Source organism: Gammaproteobacteria bacterium, assembly GCA_036383255.1.
Lineage (GTDB): Bacteria > Pseudomonadota > Gammaproteobacteria > Natronospirales > REEB76 > DASUBN01.
On sequence record DASVOS010000012.1, the window covers coordinates 70,009 to 86,651 of the forward strand.

Below are 16,643 nucleotides of genomic sequence, written 5' to 3' on the forward strand. Positions count from 1 at the left end.
GTCCCCAATCTATCATCGGACCGACCTTAGACCGGCCTTCAGGTCACTCTATTACGCTGCTCACCGGCCTGGAACGCGGCGATGTTGAGCGCCATCTCGTCCACCACCCGCTGGCGGGTCTCGCGGGCAGCCCAGGCCACGTGGGGCGTGACGATGAGGTTCGGGATGCTGGGATCCAGGAGCGGATTGCCGTGCACCGGCGGCTCCTCCGAGAGCACGTCAACGCCGGCACCGGCCAGGCGCCCGGCTCTCAGCACCGCGGCGAGCGCGGTCTCATCCACGATGCCGCCGCGGGCGGTGTTGATGAGGATCGCCTCGGGCTTGAGCAGGGTCAGCTCCTTGGGCCCGATGAGCCCCCGGGTCTCGGGGGTGAGCGGAAGGTGGATGCTGAGCACGTCCACCAGCGGCAGGAGCTCGTGCAGCGGCAGGCGGCCGGGGCGCGTGTCCTCGCGGCCGCGCGCGCCCAGGAACACCCCCATGCCGAACGCCTCCGCCACCCGCGCCACCGCCTGGCCGATGCTGCCGTAGCCGAGGATACCCATGCGCTTGCCGGCGAGCTCGCGGATCGGATAGTCGAGCAGCGTGAACTGCGGCGCGCGCTTCCAGGCGCCCTGCCGCAGCAATGCCTCGTAGCCGGCGATGTGCTGGTTCAAAGCCAGGAGCAGCGCGAACACGTGCTGTGCCACCGATGCGGCGGCATAGGCCGGCACGTTGCACACGCCGATCTTGCGGTCCCAGGCGGCCGCGAGGTCGATGTTGTTGACGCCGGTGGCGGCGACGCAGATGAGCCGCGCCGCGGGCAGCTGCTTGATCGCAGCCGCCGGCAGCTTGACCTTGTTGACTATGACTACCTCGGCATCGGCGGCGTGCTCCAGCACCTTGTCTGCCGGCGTGGTGCCGAACACGCGCAGCACCGACAGCACCTTCTGCAGGGGACGCAGCTTCACGTCGCCCTGGTGGCTCACGGTGTCGAGGTCGAGGAACACTCCCTTCATCTGGCCGGGCCTCGCTGCCCCATCTGGCCCTACCCTGCCGGGATGGCCAGGGGATAATACATGAGAGCCGCGCGGCCATAGCCTCCCGCCGCTGCGCTCATATAACGGGGAGTCCCATGTACACGCCCAGCCACTTCGACAACCGCGACCTCGCGGCCCAGCACGCGCTGATGCGCCGCCACCCGTTCGCGCTGCTCGTGACCGTGCACGCGGGCGAGACCCATCTCACCCACCTGCCTTTCCACCTGGACGCCGCAAAGGGGGCGAACGGCACGCTGGAGGCGCACCTCGCGAAAGTGAACCCGCACTGCGCCGCGATCCTGGCGGGCGCGCCCTCGGTGGTGGTGTTCAAGGGACCGGACGCCTACGTCTCGCCGCGCTGGTACGTGGACCCGGCGAGGAACGTGCCCACCTGGAACTACGTGGCGGTGCATGCCCATGGTGCGCCCAGGTCCCTGCAGGAGCCGGCGGCGCTGCTCGCGCTCATCGGCCGCCTCACTGACGAGCACGAGGCTTACATCGAGCGGCCCTGGAGCATCCGTGAGGCCGGCAGCTACACGGACCGGCTGGTGAACCACATCGTGGGCTTTGAACTCCCGATCGAGCGCATCGAGGGCAAGTTCAAGCTGAGCCAGAACCGCTCCGACGGCGACCGCGCCGGCGTGCTCCGGGAGTTCGCGAAGAGCCGGGATCCCGGTGTCAGCGAGATGCTTGAGCTGATGCGCGGCCTTTATACCGACGAGGGCACGTTCCGCTGAGGCGCATCCTGCGCCAGCACCAGGGCGGCATGGCCCCGCGGCTTGGGCAGCGCGCTCAAGGCGGCGGTGAGGGCCAGGAGACCCAGCAAGACGATCCACAATCCATCGCTGCGGCGGCTGCGCATAGCAGGCTCCTTGCACGCTCCATGCGTACAACCGGATAGATGCGCGAACCCGTCAAAAGGTTGCGGCGGGCCTGCGGCATCAGCCGCCGAACTCCTTGCGGCCCTTCAGGAAGAAGTACACCCCCACGGGCACCATGGTGAGGGGCAACACCAGCCCCAATTCATCTATGTACTTGGCCGAGTCCGCGTTCTGGAGGGTCAAGGGATTGAAGATGGCCTGCACCGCCAGGTTGTGGCTGGCATGGGCCAGCGCCCCGGTCCAAAGGCTGCCGGACTTGAGGCGCAGGTAGGCCAGCATCACGCCCATGGACACCACGCCGGTGAAGAACATCAGCAACTGCCCGTAGAGCGGCAGCGCCGCCGGCGAGTTGTTGTGGTAGTTGCCGAGCAGAATGATTGGCAGGTGCCAGGCGCCCCAGATCAGGCCGGTGATGAGTGCCAGGCGCGAGAAGCGCATGGACTTGGCCAGCTCCGGCACCAGGAAGCCGCGCCAGCCTATCTCCTCACCCAGCGCCGAAGACAGGCTGCCGGGCATGCCGAAGAACGCCGTGCTGAGCGCGAACCAGGCGATCACCGCTCCGTCGCTCCAGCCGGTGAAACCCAAGCCTTCGCGGGTCTTGGCCACGAAGTCCGTGTCGTAGAAGCCGCCGAAGCCCGCCGCCCAGATGATGCCGTAGGCCACCAGGCAATATCCCATGGGGATGAGGAAGGCCAGCCACTGCCAGCGCCACTCGCCCCAAGCCCAGCCCATGCTGCGGAAGTCGCGCTTGAGGAACCAGACCGTGAGCAGCGCGGCGATGCCCACGCTCCACATGATCTTGAAGCTGCCCTGGTGGAAATGGATGGTCAGGAAATCGAAGAAGCCGCTGAGCACGACCACCAGTGCGAAAAACACGATGAGTGCGCGCCGCGAGTCGGCGCTCATGGATCCCTGTGTCATCTACCTCACCCTATCCGAACGTGGCCGGAGTGGCCCCTAGGCTTAGATGCACGAGAGCCTGAAAAGTTTAACTCAGAACAGCTTCGACTGGACCTGGCCCGGGAGCGCCCCTTCCAGAGCCAGCAGCTTCTGCTTGATGGGGAGGCCGCCGCCGAAACCCGTGAGCGAGCCGTCGGCGCCGATGACCCGGTGGCAGGGGACGATCACCGGGATCGGGTTCTGGCCGTTCGCTGCGCCCACTGCACGGCTCGCGTTCGGCTTGCGCACCTTGCGGGCCAGCTCGCCGTAAGACCAGGTCTTGCCGTAGGGGATGGTGCGCAGCGCCTGCCAGACCTTGAGCTGGAACTCGGTGCCCGCCGGTGCGAGCGGCAGGTCGAAATCCCGGAGCTTGCCGTCGAAGTAGGCCTTGAGCTGGCGCTTCACTTCCCGGAACGGCTTCTCGGAAGGCTCCCAGGCCTCGTCGGGCTTGTAGGGGCCGCGCTTACCATCCTGGAAGTACACGCCGTGCAGCGCGTCCGCGTCGCCCACCAGCAGCAGGCCGCCGATGGGGGTGTCGAGGGTGTGATGGTAGAGGTTCTCACCGCGGATGATGGATTTCATGCTGCTCTCCAAGAGTATCGACTCCCAAGATGCCCTCGCCTCTTCCTTCTCCCGCAGGGTGAGCGCTTCGCCCTCTGCGGGAAGGCTTGGGATGAGGGTGATCTGCTCCCCGCTATTCATGCTTCCTCCGAAGAGGCGCGCCAGAGATGCAGAACGGCATAGGCGCGCCAGGGACGCCAGGCTTCCGAGCGCTCGAGCAATCCCTTCGCGGTGAGCGGCTTCCTGCCGCCGGCCACGCGGCGAAGCACCAGGTCCTCCGCCGGGAACGCGTCCGGGTCGCTCAAGGCACGCATCGCGATGTACTCCGCGGTCCAGCTGCCGATGCCGGGGAGCGCGCGCAGCGCAGCGCGCACCTCCTCGCTGCCGGCGTCGAACGCCACGGCGCCGTCCCGCACCGCCGCCGCGAGCGCAGTGAGCGTGGCGGCACGGGCGCGCGTGAGGCCGATGCCCGCGAGGTCCGCTCCGGCCAGCGCCATCGGCGTGGGGAAAAGATGCGTCAGCCCCGCGGCAGGTGCCGCGAGCGGCGCGCCGTGGGCGGCGACGATGCGCGTCGCGAGGGTGCGGGCCGCGGCCACGCTCACCTGCTGGCCCAAGACGGCTCTCACAGCAATTTCAAAGGGATCCCAGGCGCCCGGCACGCGCAAGCCCGGACGCTTGCGCAGCAGCGGTTGCAGCAGCGCATCCTTCCTCAGCACCTCGCGCACGTCCTTCGGGTCCGCCGCGAGGTCGAACACCTGGCGCACCTTCGAGACCACGCCGAACAGCGCGGCGGGCTCGAGGCCGTGCACCGCGAGCTCCAGCGCATCCGCCTTCGGCACCGGCCTTACCTCGATCCAGCCGGTGCGGCCGCCGACCTGCACGCTGCGGGCATAGCTGCCGTCCTCGACCCGCTCCACGCCGGGCAGCGCACGCAACGCGAGGAACTCGCGGATCGCGGCCCAGTCGTAGGGCGGGCGGTAGGCGAGGCGCAACCGGAGCGCGTCGCCCGCCGCTTCGGGACGCCGCTCGCGCCGCAGGTCCCGCGGCGCGCGGCCATAGGTCTGGCGGAACGCATCGTTGAAACGGCGCAGGCTGCCGAAGCCGCTCGCGAGCGCGATGTCGGTCATCGCGAGACGGGTGTCATCTATCAGGTGCTTCGCGAAGTGCAGGCGCCGGGTCTGGGCCACCGCGAGCGGCGAGGCGCCCACGTGCTGCACGAACAACCGGTGCAGGTGCCGCGGGCCTATCCCCAGGCGTGCCGAGAGCTCCTCCACGCTCTGGTTGTCGAGCGCGCCCTCCTGGATCAGGCGCAGCGCGCGGCGCACCGTCGCCGAGGTGCCGAGCCAGGCCGGGGTGCCGGGCGCCGCCTCCGGCCGGCAGCGCAGGCAGGGGCGGAAGCCCGCCTCCGCGGCGGCTGCGGCGGTGGGGAAATAGCGCACGTTGCGCTGCTTCGCGGTGGGCGCCGGGCAGATCGGGCGGCAGTAGATACCGGTGGACGTCACGCCGATGAAGAAGCGGCCATCGAAGCGCGGGTCCTGCGCGAGGCGGGCCCGGTCACAGGCGGCGAAGTCGAGGTGCAGGGAGGGCGTGGCGTCCATGGGCGGGAACTATACGCCGCGGCCGGCAAAAGACTAGCCGTTTTCGGACTTAGACTTGGCGCTCGCCGGCCGGCTTATACTGCGGCCAGGACACGACACACCGGGGAGACGGGAATGAATCTGAGAGTCGCTTCCATGGCCGCGCTGCTCTTGGCGGCGCCGCTCGCGCTGTCGGCGGACACGGGCTGGGTCACGTTCGCGCCGGACAACGCGGGCTTCAGCGCGAAGTTCCCGGCCACGCCGGAGCCGCAGGTGACCCACCAGAAGGACGTGGACACGACGGTGTGGCTCGCGAAGTCCGCGGACGGCAACTTCATGGTGCTGATGAGCACCACGGACTACTGGCAGCACGTGGACGCCGTGGAGGAGATGCGTCTCGACCAGGAGAACTTCCTGAAGGCGGTCGGCGGCGCCGCGGACTCGTCCCACCCTGATCCGTTCCCGGGACCGAAGGGCAGGAAGAAGCCGCTCCCCTCCATCGTGTTCGACTTCCATATCGGCGACCAGTGGACCGGCCGTTCGCGCGTGATCGTGGACGGCGACACTGCGTTCCAGAGCGCGGTGCTGTGGAAGAAGGGCTACGACGGCGGCAGCGCGGTGCTGGAGGCGTTCGAGGCCTCGTTCAAGATGGTGCCGCGCAAGCGGCCCGCAGCCCAGGCGCCGCTTGAGAACTGAATTTAATGGTACATGCCATCATTCCTGATTCACTCTCACGAGGCACATGGTGCACGGAATGCGGAAAACCAACTAGTAAAAGACCATCGGTAGATCCCTTCTCAATTTGTCTCGCCTGTCCGGCAGGACACCGACAATCTATTCTTCCTTCCCCCTCAGTCACGGACAAGACGGATCAAGCGAGAGCACTTAAATTGCCTGATTTAGAAGGCATGAATAGCACTGATACAGCTTTATTTTGGCTCACAAATGAACATGTACGCCCATACTTAAATGAACAAATTGGAATTCTATTAAGAAATATCGTTGAAATAATGAGAGATGGTTACAACCTAAATAGGCCCCATCCTTTCAAGTATTGTCCGGCATGTGGCTCCCCTTTAGAGGAGTTTGAGCAACCAGATATATGGGTGCAAGGGCTAAGGTGTTCTCAAGGACATGAATATGCCGAAAGAGGCTCACATCTGGGCGCCTCAGGTATGAATCTATACATTCATAACGAATTTGAGGAACGCACCGTCAATCAATTGGCTCATGCTTGGCTAAAGCGCGGCGGAGACGAAGAGAGGTGGCTCTTGCCTCAATTGCATAAATCCATCGAGAAAGTCTTCGAAGAATATCTCAGGCATGTTGCTACCCGAAATAGATAGCTAGGAGCCAGCGACTTATCTTTTAGGAATCGGGATGTTGTGGCGCGGAGGTTTCCCCGCCCACTTGTTCTGCGGCATCCCCGCATACGCCGGCACCGGCTTGTGGGATGGGATGTGCATGGGGCCGTGCTGGTCGCCGTCGGCGATCTGCTCCGGGGACGACGCGGGCGGTTCGCGCATGGGCGCATGTTCGCTGCCGGGCGGCACCGGCTGGCGGCGGGGCGCGCGCTCCGGCTTCGGCGCCGGCGGCGTGGTGCGGGTGCCGCCGCGCGGGATGGTCTTCTTGCGCTTCGGCGGCCGCTTCGCCGCGGGCTTCTTCTTGCGGGCAGCGGGCTTGCGCGCGGGCGATGTCTTGCCGGCCGGCCGCTTGGCCGGCGCCTTCTTCTTCGAGCCGGTTTTCTTCTTCATGGCTAAAGCCTAGCGCCGCCACGGCGCCCACGGAAGCCCCCTCCGAAACGTCGATTTATCGTAAAAAAGAGGGCCGCTCGCGCGGCCCTCTTCCTGGCTCAGGCCACGGCTTGCATCAGGTGCAAGGCGGCATCTGGCGCGATTGGGTGTCGAACGTGATCTGCTGGCCGGCCACAGGCACCACCGCGATGAGGTAGGGATGCGTGATGTCCTGGGTGGTGTTATGGCAGTTGTCGCCCGGCTTGATGACCGTGACGTCCACGTCGAAGCTGTTCGGCACGCTCGGCGAGGGCTCGGCGCGGCTGATGGAGAGCTTGAAACCGCCGTGCTTCATCTCACCGAGGAAGTAGGCCACCACGGTCTGCTTGGTGAAGTCGACGGTGGGCATCTCGGGCGGGCTGGACGCGGTCGCGTAGGTCTCCTTCCAGAGCGCATCGAGCGCCGCCTGGTCGTGCACCTCGCGCGTGCCCTGGTCCTTGACCGCGCTGTGGGGACCGGTCTGCAGGATGGTGGCGCCGTTCACCTCGGTGCCGCCGCCGCTGGCGCAGCCCACGAGCCCTGCGGCCAGCGCCGCGACGATGATCAACAGTCTCTTCATATCATCCTCCGTTGGAAAACCTGCTTCTGGATATGGGCAAGGGTCACTTGCCGATGAGGTAGTACACCGCCACGTCGGCGGCGATGTCGATCTTGCCGTTCAGGTACTCGGGCTGGGCCTCGTCGCTGGACTTGGCCATGGCCATCGCCACGGGACGCGGGCCGTTGTAGCCGCCGCCCTGCTCGGTGATGCTGAAGACCGCGCCCAAGTCCGCACCGGCGGCCTTCGCCAGGCCGGCCGCCTTGCCGTAGGCGTCCTGCACCGCGAGGGCACGCGCCTTCTCCTCCAGTACGCGCCGATCGCTGCGGTCCAGGTCCACGGCGCCCAAGTCGGTGACGCCCGCGGCGAACAGTCCGTCCGCCAGGTCGCCGTAGCGGGAGAGGTCGCGCAGCGTGAGCGTGACGGCGCGGCTCACGTGCTGGCCCACGAGCTTGTTGGTGCAGCCGCTACTGAGGCTGCTCGTCACGCACTGGTACTCGGGGTAGACGGTGACGGCGGGCGCCTCGATGTCCCTGTCGGCGATGCCGAGCCTGCGGGCCACGGCGAGCACCTTCGCGGTGCGGGCCTCCACGTCGGCGCGGGCGGCCTTCGCATCGGCGGCGGTCTTCTCGACGCTGAGGGAGACGTAGGCCACGTCCGGCGCGACCTTGAGTTCGCCGTGGCCGTTCACCTGGATGTAGGGGTCGCGCGGCGGGCCGTCCGCGAACGCGGACGTGGACAGGACGAGCAGCGATGCGAGCAGCGCGTATCTCAAGGGAGTCACTCCAGTGAGCGCAGGATGTCGGCGGTGTCGGTCACCTGGGCGAATTCGCCGTGCAGGCTGGCGAGCGCCAGGGCGTGCACGGTCTCGGCATCGTAGGGGCGGCCATCATAGCCCGTCTGGGCATGGGTGGCGCAGGCGTCGGCGGCGAGGAAGGCGCGGAAGCCGAGGTTGCCCGCCATGCGCGTGGTGGTGGAGACGCAGTGGGCGGTGGTGAGGCCGGCGATGACCAGCGTGCTTATGTCCAGTGCGCGCAGGCGCGCCTCGAGGTCGGTGCCGATGAACGCGCTGTTCACCTGCTTGCCGATGACGGGCTCGTCCGCCAGGGGCCGCACCTCGGGCTTCAGCTCGCAGCCCGGCTGGCCGGGCCGCAGCGGCGAGCGGGGGCTGGTGGAACGGTGCTGCACGTGGAACAGCGGCCGGCCGCTCGCGCGCCAGGCCTTCAGCAACTCGGCCGCGTGCGCCTCGGCGCCGGGGTTGTTGCGCGGACCCCAATGCTTGGCGTCGTCGAATCCCTGCTGGATGTCGATGAGGATCAGCGCCGCGTTCTTCGGGATCTTCTGCATCGGGATGCGCCTGCGATCAACCCTCTAGGACACAAGCGAAGATCAGCGGCGCGACGATGGTCGCGTCGGACTCGACGATGAACTTGGGCGTCTCCGCCGCAAGCTTGCCCCAGGTGATCTTCTCGTTGGGCACCGCACCCGAGTACGAGCCGTAGCTCGTGGTGGAGTCGCTGATCTGGCAGAAGTAGGCCCACAGCGGCGTGGCCTGCTCCATGTCCTGCTCCAGCATCGGCACCACGCAGATCGGGAAGTCGCCGGCGATGCCGCCGCCGATCTGGAAGAAGCCCACGCCGGGACCGCCGGAGTTCTTCCGGTACCAGTCCGCCAGGAACATCATGTACTCGATGCCGGTGCGCACGGTGTGCACGTTCTTGATGTCGCCCTTCATGCAGTGGGCGGCGAAGATGTTGCCGAGGGTCGCGTCCTCCCAGCCGGGGACGATGATCGGGATGTTCTTCTCGCAGGCCGCCACCATCCATGAGTCCTTGGGGTCGATCTGGAAGTGCTGCTTGAGCACGCCGGAGCGGATCAGGCGATAGAAGAACTCATGGGGGAAGTAGCGCTCGCCCTTCTTGTCCGCGGCCTGCCACTCGGCCAGGATCGCGTGCTCGATGCGGCGGATCGCCTCGCCCTCGGGGATGCAGGTGTCGGTGACGCGGTTCAGGTGCCGGTCCAGGAGCTTCTGCTCGTCGGCTGGGGACAGCTCGCGGTACTTGGGCACGCGCACGTAGTGGTCGTGCGCCACCAGGTTGAAGATGTCCTCCTCCAGGTTCGCGCCGGTGCAGGTGATGATCTGCACCTTGTCGCGCCGGATCATCTCCGCGAGCGAGAGGCCGAGCTCGGCGGTGCTCATGGCGCCCGCCAGGGTCACCATCATCTTGCCGCCATCCTTCATGAGCTTGATGTAGCCGTCCGCGGCGTCTATGAGCGCGGCGGAGTTGAAGTGGCGGTAATGGTGACGGACGAATTCGGCGACGGCTTTGGTGTTGGTCACGGCCCCTGGGCTCCCGGGATGGACGGTCGAAAGGGGCAAATTGTAGCCCCCGGACCTTCCAGGGGCGAGACCTCAGACGCGGTTTTTGACCTGCTCCACGAGCGCGGCGATATCCAGCATGCGCACCGCGTCCAGCGACGCCTCCACCGCGCCCTCGTGACAGAGGCCGCTCATGGCCGCCTGCTCGTAACCCTCCCGGGCGGCTTTCAGGCAGGCCTCCCGCACGGCCTCCGCCAGCCGCTTGCCCTGTTCCGGGGTCATCAGAGACAGGTCCATTCGAAGCGGCCTATCTCCGCCGCCTCGATCTCGATGTGGTCGCCCGAGGCCAGGGGGCCGACGCCCGCGGGCGTGCCGGTGTAGATGAGGTCCCCCGGCAAGAGGCGCCAGCGGCGGCTCAGGAAGGCCAGGATCGCGGGGATGGTGAAGAGCATGTCCGCCGTGTTGCCGTGCTGGCGCAGCGAGCCGTTCACGCGGCAGGACATCTGCACCGCCTGCGGGTCGAACTTGAGCGGCGCCGGCACGAAGGTGCCGACGGCGGCGCTACCGTCGAAGGCCTTGGCCAGTTCCCAGGGGCTGCCGGACTGCTTGAGGCGCGCCTGCTCGTCGCGCAGGGTGAGATCGAGGCCGAGCGTCACGCCCGCCAGCAGCGAGAGCGCCGCCTCCGGCTCCACCTCCTCCGCCTCGCGGCCGAGCGCGAGCACCAGTTCCATCTCGTGGTGCACGCTGCCGCGCCCGCGCGGCAGGTGCAGGGACGTCCCTTCCAGCACGAGGCTCGTGGCCGGCTTCATGAAGATCATCGGCTCCGGCGGAAGCATGCTGCCCATCTCGCGGGCATGGTCGGCGTAGTTGCGGCCGACGCAGAAGATGCGGCGGGTGTCGGGCAGGTCATCCAGGCCTTCGAATGCCATCTGCGAACCTCGGCTGCGGTGGTACGGTTATATTCTATGCCGGGAGGACGGATGAGACTTAAGACGGCGCTGCACCTGTTCCTGGTGTTCGGCCTCAAGCAGGCCTACGCCTGCCTGTTCGGCGGCTGGCTCTTGGGCGTGATCGTGCTCACCGCCTTCTGGTACCCGTTCCCGGGCCTGTACCGCTACGACTTCCTGTTCCTGGCGGCGGTGGGCTTCCAGTTCCTGCTGCTCGCGACCCGGCTGGAACAGCCGCGGGAGCTCGTCGTCATCGCCTCGTTCCACCTGCTGGCCACGGGGATGGAACTCTTCAAGACTGCGCCCGGTATCGGCTCCTGGAACTATCCCGGCCCCTCGCTCATCCACGTCGCCGGCGTGCCCTTGTTCGCGGGCTTCATGTACAGCGCGGTGGGCAGCTACCTCGCGCGGGTATGGCGGGTATTCGAGTTCCGCTTCAGCCACTACCCTCCGCTGCCGCTCACGGTGGCGCTGGGCTCGGCGATCTACCTCAACTTCTTCACCCACCACTACATCCCGGACCTGCGCTGGGTGCTGCTGGCTGCGGCGCTGCTGCTGTACGGACGCACGGTGGTGCACTTCAGGGTCACGGACCACTACCTCAAGATGCCCCTGATGCTGGGCTTCTTCCTGGTGGCGCTGTTCATCTGGTTCGCGGAGAACGTCTCCACCTTCTACTCGGTGTGGGTGTACCCGAACCAGCGCCACGGCTGGTCCTTCGTGAGCGCGTCCAAACTCGTGTCCTGGTGGCTGCTGATGATGATCAGCTTCGTGCTGGTGTCGTTGGTGCACAGACCCAAGGCAATGGAAGCTGAAGCGCCGGCTGCGATGGCAGCGGAGGAGACGGTCTAGCGGAAGAAGCTCTTGAACGCGGCGATGACCTTGGTGACGTCGTCACGACTCACATCGAGATGAGTCACCAGCCTCAAATTAGGGTTCGGCAGTATCACGACGCCCTGTGCCTGAAGGTGCTCCGCCAGCGCGCCCACCTTCGCGGGCTCGGCCATGGACGCGAACACCATGTTGGTCTGCACCAGCCTGGGGTCGAGCTTCAGGCCCGGCAGGCCCGCGAGCCCTTCCGCCAGCGCCTGGGCGTTCGCGTGGTCCTCCGCCAGGCGCTCCACGTGGTGCTCCACCGCGTGCAGGCAAGCCGCCGCCAGCACGCCCGCCTGGCGCATGCCGCCGCCCAGCATCTTGCGGATGCGGTGGGCGCGCGCGATGAGATCCTTCGGACCCACCAGCACCGAGCCGACAGGCGCGCCGAGGCCTTTGGACAGGCACAGGGACACCGAGTCGAAGTGGCGGGCGATCTCCTTCACGGGGACCTTGAGCTTGACCGCTGCGTTGAACACGCGGGCGCCGTCCAGGTGCAGGGCGAGGCCATGCTTGCGGGCGAAGGCGGCGGCCTCCGGAAGATATGCCGGCGGCAGCACCCGGCCGTTCTGGGTGTTCTCCAGCACCAGGAGGCGGGTCTTCGCGAAGTGGGCGTCGTCCGGCTTGATGAGCGCCGCGACCTTATGTAGGTCCAGCGTGGCGTCCGGCTCGTAGTCCAGGGGCTGGGGCCAGAGGCTGCCCAGCACCGCGGCGCCGCCGGCTTCGTACTTGAAGCTGTGGCCGAGCGCGCCGATGACGAACTCCTCGCCCCGGCCGCAGTGGGCCATGAGCGCGGCGAGGTTTGACTGGGTGCCGGAAGGGAAGAACAGGCCGGCCGCGTGGCCGGTCAGCTCCGCCATGCGCGCCTGCAGCGCGTTGACGGTGGGGTCGTCGCCGAACACGTCGTCCCCGACCTCCGCCGCCGCCATGCGCTGGCGCATGGCGGCGGTGGGGCGGGTGACGGTGTCGCTGCGCAGGTCGATCATGCGCCGCGAAGCTTCTCTAGGTCAGTGCTTGGTGGACGCGGCCGGAGCCGGGGAAGCAGCCTGTTGGGTGGCCCAGTCCTTGTTCATGGCCTCGGTGACCTTGTTGGTCACGTCGAACGCATCGCCCGCCATGAGCGCACCGGCGCCCTTGTTGAGCAGGATGTCGATGTGCTGGTCTTTCACGAACTGGGTGACGACCTTCTGCAGCTCCTCCTGGATGGGCTTGAGCAGCTCGATGCGGCGCTGTTCCACCAGCTGGTTGCCTTCCTGCACGAAGTTCTGGAACGCGGTGTCCGCGTCCTGGAACTGCTTGAGCAGCTTGTCATGGTCCGAGGACTTGCCGTCGGCCTTGTCGAGCTGGTCCTTGAGCGCCTTGCGCTTGTCGTTCAGGTCATTGGCCTGGGTGCGCAGGTCGGTGGCCTTCTGCTGCAGCGCCTTGGTGGCGTCTTGGCCCCGCTGGGAGTTGCTGAGCACCGCTTGCACGTCGAGCACGGCGATCTTGGGGGCCGGCGCCGTGGCGGCATGGGCCGGGGAAAGCGCGAGCAGGCCGGCCGCGAACGTCGCGGCAGCGAGGAATCCTTGACGCATGATGCTGATACTCCTGGATGGTGGGACCCCGGTCCCTGCGGCCGGGGTTACGGTCTGTAACCGCATCAGGATACCTTGCGTTGACGGTCCCGGGCCACTGGGTTTGACGGCCCCAGGTCTCCCGGCGGAGGATGCCCGGTCCGGCTAGGACCCGGGGTGCGTCCTCGAGCCGGGAACCTAAAGCGGGGGCCGCCGGTCCCAACCCTCACGGCTCTATATAAGAACGCCGTCCGATCCGTCACCTCCCTTCAATCTTCAAGGAGTTCATGCATGTCACGGCGCACTCGTTTCCTGCGTCAAGCCGCCTGGCTCGCGGCCCTGGGCTTGGGGCTCATGGCCCTAAGCGACGCCCAGGCCGGCACCACGCTGGCGCGCTTCCCCACCCTCCACGGGGACAGCATCGTGTTCGAGGCCCACGGCAACCTGTGGCGGGTGGACCGCAAGGGCGGCCGCGCCGAGCGCCTGACCTCGGAGCCCGGCTACGACCTCATGCCGCGCTACTCGCCGGACGGCAAGTGGATCGCGTTCACCGGCCAATACCAGGCCAACACCGACGTGTACGTGATCCCGGCCGGCGGCGGCGAAGCCCGCCGCCTCACCTTCCACTCCGACGTGGTGGACAGCGCGCCGGAACGCTGGGGACCCGACAACATGGTGCTGGGCTGGACGCCGGATTCGAAGAACGTGGTGTTCCTGTCGCGCCGCAGCTCCATGAACAGCTGGTTCGGCCGCTACTTCACTGTGCCGGTGGAGGGCGGCGAGGAGAAGCTGATGCCGCTCGACAAGGGCGGCGCGTTCAGCTGGAGTCCCGACGGCAAGGCCATCGCCTATAACCGCATCTTCACCAACTTCCGCACCTGGAAGCGCTACACCGGCGGCATGCACCAGAACGCCTGGATCCACCACTTCGACACCGGCGCCGACGAGCTGGCGGTGGACTCGAAGGGCGCGGACCTGGACCCGATGTGGTACGGCAAGACGATCTACGTGGCTTCCGACCGCGGCGGCCGCTTCAACCTGTGGGCCATGGACACCGGCAGCAAGCAGATGCGCCAGGTGACCCACTTCACCGACTACGACGTGGACTGGCCGAGCTTAGGGTCGGACGGCATCGTGTTCCAGCAGGGCGGCTCGCTCTACGTGCTGGACCTGCCTTCCGAGGCGCTGCACAAGCTCAGCGTGGACGTGCCTGACGATGGCATGCAGACCAACCCGCGCTACGTGGACGCCTCCAAGTACATCCAGAGCAGCGATCCGGCCGGCGGCCCGAACTTCGACGTGGCGCCGAACGGCAAGCGCGTGCTGCTGCAGGCGCGCGGAGACCTGTTCACGCTGCCCGCCGAGCATGGCAACACCCGCGACCTCACGCAGAGCTCCGGCGCCAAGGAGGAGAACCCGACCTGGTCGCCGGACGGCAAATGGATCGCCTACGTGACCGACGCCTCGGGCGAGGACCAGGTCGCGATCCGGCCCTCCGAGGGCGGCGCCGAGCAGGTGCTGACCTCGTTCAAGGCCGGCTACTTCTACCGTCCCACCTGGTCGCCGGACAGTTCCAAGCTCATGTTCAGCGACAACGAGCAGCGACTGTGGTGGCTGGACGTGAAGTCGCGCAAGGCCGTGAAGGTGGACCAGGACCCCTACTTCGAGATGCACGACTACGCCTGGTCGCCGGACGGCAAGTGGATCGCCTACCGCAAGCAGCGCGAGAACCAGCAGCCCGGCATCTGGCTGTACAGCCTGGACTCCGGCAAGTCCACGCTGGTGAGCTCGCGCTTCGACGCCGACCTCAACCCGGTGTTCGACCCGGACGGCAAGTACCTGTACTTCCTGTCGGCGCGCCACGAGAACCCGACCTTCAGCCAGAGCGAGTTCAACATCGCCACGCTGAAGATGTTCGGCATCTACGCCGCCACCCTGGACAAGGACGCGCCCTCCCCCTTCGCGCCGCGCTCGGATGAGGGCATCCCCGCCAAGGACGAGGGCAGTGACAAGAAGGACAAGGGCGGCGCCAAGCCGCTGCACATCGACCTCGACGGCCTGATGCGCCGCGCGGTCGCGCTGCCGGTGCCGGCGGACAACTACGCCGGCCTCACCGCCGTGTCCGGCAAGCTCTACTACCTGACGTTGCCTAACTTCACCATCGATGGCCCGCTCGCGGGCGAGCACAGCACGTTGCGCAGCTTCGACATGGAGAAGCGCAAGGACAAGAGCGTCAGCGACGACGCGGGCGCCTATGCGCTCTCCGCGGACGGCAAGACGCTGCTGCTGGTGAACGGCGAGGGCAAGTTCCAGCTCCAGCCCGCCGATGGCGACGACAAGCCCAAGGACGTGGACACCTCGCAGATGCAGATGCGCGTCGAGCCGAAGGCCGAGTGGGACGAGATGTACCACATGGCCTGGCGCCTGGAGCGCGACTTCTTCGTGAACACGAAGATGAACGGGGTGGACTGGGAGGAGATCCACGCCCGCTACGCCAAGCTGCTGCCGCTGCTGGGCCACCGCGAGGACCTGAACTACCTCGTCGGCGAGATCCAGGGCGAGCTCTCCAACTCCCACACCTACGTGGGCGGCGGCGACCTCAACGATGACCGGGGCCTCATCGCCACGGGCGTGCTGGGCGCGGACTACGGGCTGGACGCGAAGTCCGGCCGCTGGTTCATCCAGAAGATCTATGCCGGCGACAACACCCGCGGCGACTTCGCCTCGCCGCTGACGGAGCCGGGCCTCGGCGTGCATGAGGGCGACTTCGTGCTGGCGGTGGACGGCCGCGAGCTCAAGGCCCCCACCGACATCTACAGCCTGTTCGTGGGCACGCGCGGCCGCACCGTGACGCTGAGCGTGGCGGACGACGCCGCAGGCAAGGGCCGGCATGATGTGACCGTGAAGACGCTCCACGACGAGCTGAACCTGCGCCAGGACGACTGGATCCAGCACAACCGCGAGGTGGTGGACGAGGCTTCCGGCGGCCAGATCGGCTACATCTACCTGGACGACATGGGCTCCAACGGCATGAAGCAATTCATCGCCCAGTTCTACCCGCAGGTGGACAAGCAGGGCCTGATCATCGACGACCGTTTCAACGGCGGCGGCTTCATCGACCAGATCCTGCTGGAGCGCCTGCGCCGCGTCCTGGCCGGCATGTCCAGCAACCGCCACCAGGCGCAGTTCACCGACCCGCCGGTGCTGTCCAACAGCTACAAGGTGTGCCTCATCAACGAGTACTCGGCCTCGGACGGCGACATCTTCCCGTACTATTTCCGCAAGTACGGCCTGGGGCCGCTCATCGGCATGCGTACCTGGGGCGGCGTGCGCGGCATCCGCGGCAACTGGCCGCTGCTCGACAACGGCTACATCACCGTGCCGGAAGGCACCAACTACGGGCTCGACTCGCAGTGGGTGATGGAGAACCACGGCGTGGAACCTGACATGCAGGTGGACAACCTGCCGGGGGACGTGGTGAAGGGCAAGGACGCGCAACTCGACGCCGCGGTGAAATACCTCATGGAGAAGATCAAGGCGCACCCCTTGAAGCTCCCGCCGGTCCCGCCGCTGCTGCCGGCTTACCCGCCCGAGGGGCATGATTGAATCACTGAATAAGAAAATTTCTTCACTGAACGGCGGCCA

Annotated in this window: 19 protein-coding genes; 5 read left to right on the plus strand and 14 right to left on the minus strand. The window is 66.9% G+C overall.

Annotated elements, in window-relative coordinates; translation table 11 throughout:
- Window positions 1-38: 38 nt before the first annotated feature.
- Window positions 39-995 (minus strand): D-2-hydroxyacid dehydrogenase, encoded by a 957-nt coding sequence (locus VF651_08055; protein HEX7965653.1) that lies wholly within the window; start codon window positions 993-995, stop codon window positions 39-41.
- 116 nt (window positions 996-1,111) lie between these two features.
- Here VF651_08055 and VF651_08060 point away from each other — a divergent pair, with 116 nt between their 5' ends.
- Window positions 1,112-1,753, plus strand: a complete 642-nt coding sequence (locus tag VF651_08060) for an FMN-binding negative transcriptional regulator (protein ID HEX7965654.1) — start codon at window positions 1,112-1,114, stop codon at window positions 1,751-1,753.
- Here VF651_08060 and VF651_08065 read toward each other — a convergent pair.
- From VF651_08065 to VF651_08080, 4 genes are all read right to left on the minus strand, one after another.
- Window positions 1,726-1,878 (minus strand): hypothetical protein, encoded by a 153-nt coding sequence (locus VF651_08065; GenBank protein HEX7965655.1) that lies wholly within the window; start codon window positions 1,876-1,878, stop codon window positions 1,726-1,728. The genes VF651_08060 and VF651_08065 overlap by 28 nt on opposite strands.
- 79 nt (window positions 1,879-1,957) lie before the next feature.
- Complete coding sequence (locus tag VF651_08070; GenBank protein ID HEX7965656.1) at window positions 1,958-2,818, minus strand: type II CAAX endopeptidase family protein; 861 nt, start codon at window positions 2,816-2,818, stop codon at window positions 1,958-1,960.
- Between the two features lie 72 nt (window positions 2,819-2,890).
- Window positions 2,891-3,418, minus strand: coding sequence for a methylated-DNA--[protein]-cysteine S-methyltransferase (locus VF651_08075; GenBank protein ID HEX7965657.1), 528 nt, complete (start codon window positions 3,416-3,418; stop codon window positions 2,891-2,893).
- Between the two features lie 116 nt (window positions 3,419-3,534).
- Window positions 3,535-4,995 carry an AlkA N-terminal domain-containing protein gene (locus VF651_08080; protein HEX7965658.1) on the minus strand — a complete coding sequence of 487 codons (1,461 nt, stop codon included), beginning with the start codon at window positions 4,993-4,995 and terminating at the stop codon, window positions 3,535-3,537.
- A gap of 114 nt (window positions 4,996-5,109) precedes the next feature.
- Between VF651_08080 and VF651_08085 the strand changes: the two genes are divergently transcribed.
- Complete coding sequence (locus VF651_08085) at window positions 5,110-5,670, plus strand: hypothetical protein (GenBank protein HEX7965659.1); 561 nt, start codon at window positions 5,110-5,112, stop codon at window positions 5,668-5,670.
- Between the two features lie 212 nt (window positions 5,671-5,882).
- The gene (locus VF651_08090) at window positions 5,883-6,320 is read left to right on the plus strand and encodes a hypothetical protein (GenBank protein ID HEX7965660.1); all 438 of its coding nucleotides are present in this window, start codon (window positions 5,883-5,885) and stop codon (window positions 6,318-6,320) included.
- A 15-nt stretch (window positions 6,321-6,335) separates the two neighbouring features.
- Here VF651_08090 and VF651_08095 read toward each other — a convergent pair whose 3' ends face one another.
- The 7 genes from VF651_08095 to VF651_08125 all read right to left on the minus strand — a co-directional run bounded on the left by VF651_08095 (window position 6,336) and on the right by VF651_08125 (window position 10,554).
- The gene (locus VF651_08095) at window positions 6,336-6,728 is read right to left on the minus strand and encodes a hypothetical protein (GenBank protein HEX7965661.1); all 393 of its coding nucleotides are present in this window, start codon (window positions 6,726-6,728) and stop codon (window positions 6,336-6,338) included.
- Between the two features lie 115 nt (window positions 6,729-6,843).
- Window positions 6,844-7,326, minus strand: coding sequence for a protease complex subunit PrcB family protein (locus VF651_08100; protein ID HEX7965662.1), 483 nt, complete (start codon window positions 7,324-7,326; stop codon window positions 6,844-6,846).
- A 43-nt stretch (window positions 7,327-7,369) separates the two neighbouring features.
- Window positions 7,370-8,080, minus strand: a complete 711-nt coding sequence (locus tag VF651_08105) for an SIMPL domain-containing protein (protein HEX7965663.1) — start codon at window positions 8,078-8,080, stop codon at window positions 7,370-7,372.
- 5 nt (window positions 8,081-8,085) lie between these two features.
- Window positions 8,086-8,652 carry a cysteine hydrolase family protein gene (locus VF651_08110; GenBank protein HEX7965664.1) on the minus strand — a complete coding sequence of 189 codons (567 nt, stop codon included), beginning with the start codon at window positions 8,650-8,652 and terminating at the stop codon, window positions 8,086-8,088.
- Between the two features lie 16 nt (window positions 8,653-8,668).
- Entirely contained in the window at window positions 8,669-9,646 is a 978-nt protein-coding gene (locus VF651_08115) for a deoxyhypusine synthase family protein (protein HEX7965665.1), read from the minus strand.
- Window positions 9,647-9,718: 72 nt separating this feature from the next.
- Complete coding sequence (locus VF651_08120) at window positions 9,719-9,922, minus strand: acetyltransferase (protein HEX7965666.1); 204 nt, start codon at window positions 9,920-9,922, stop codon at window positions 9,719-9,721.
- Window positions 9,907-10,554 carry a fumarylacetoacetate hydrolase family protein gene (locus tag VF651_08125; protein ID HEX7965667.1) on the minus strand — a complete coding sequence of 216 codons (648 nt, stop codon included), beginning with the start codon at window positions 10,552-10,554 and terminating at the stop codon, window positions 9,907-9,909. The genes VF651_08120 and VF651_08125 overlap by 16 nt, the downstream gene beginning before the upstream one ends.
- Before the next feature lie 51 nt (window positions 10,555-10,605).
- Here VF651_08125 and VF651_08130 point away from each other — a divergent pair, with 51 nt between their 5' ends.
- Window positions 10,606-11,424, plus strand: a complete 819-nt coding sequence (locus VF651_08130) for a DUF817 domain-containing protein (GenBank protein ID HEX7965668.1) — start codon at window positions 10,606-10,608, stop codon at window positions 11,422-11,424.
- Here VF651_08130 and ltaE read toward each other — a convergent pair.
- Both ltaE and VF651_08140 read right to left on the minus strand, forming a co-directional pair.
- Window positions 11,421-12,431: a low-specificity L-threonine aldolase gene (gene ltaE, locus VF651_08135; protein HEX7965669.1), complete on the minus strand. Its 1,011-nt coding sequence runs from the start codon at window positions 12,429-12,431 to the stop codon at window positions 11,421-11,423. The two genes, VF651_08130 and ltaE, sit on opposite strands and share 4 nt — an antisense overlap.
- 21 nt (window positions 12,432-12,452) lie before the next feature.
- Window positions 12,453-13,019, minus strand: a complete 567-nt coding sequence (locus VF651_08140) for an OmpH family outer membrane protein (GenBank protein HEX7965670.1) — start codon at window positions 13,017-13,019, stop codon at window positions 12,453-12,455.
- A gap of 270 nt (window positions 13,020-13,289) precedes the next feature.
- On the opposite strand from VF651_08140, the gene VF651_08145 reads away from it, so the two are divergent.
- On the plus strand, window positions 13,290-16,604 hold the full coding sequence (locus VF651_08145) for a S41 family peptidase (protein ID HEX7965671.1): 3,315 nt from the start codon (window positions 13,290-13,292) through the stop codon (window positions 16,602-16,604).
- Window positions 16,605-16,643 lie beyond the last annotated feature (39 nt).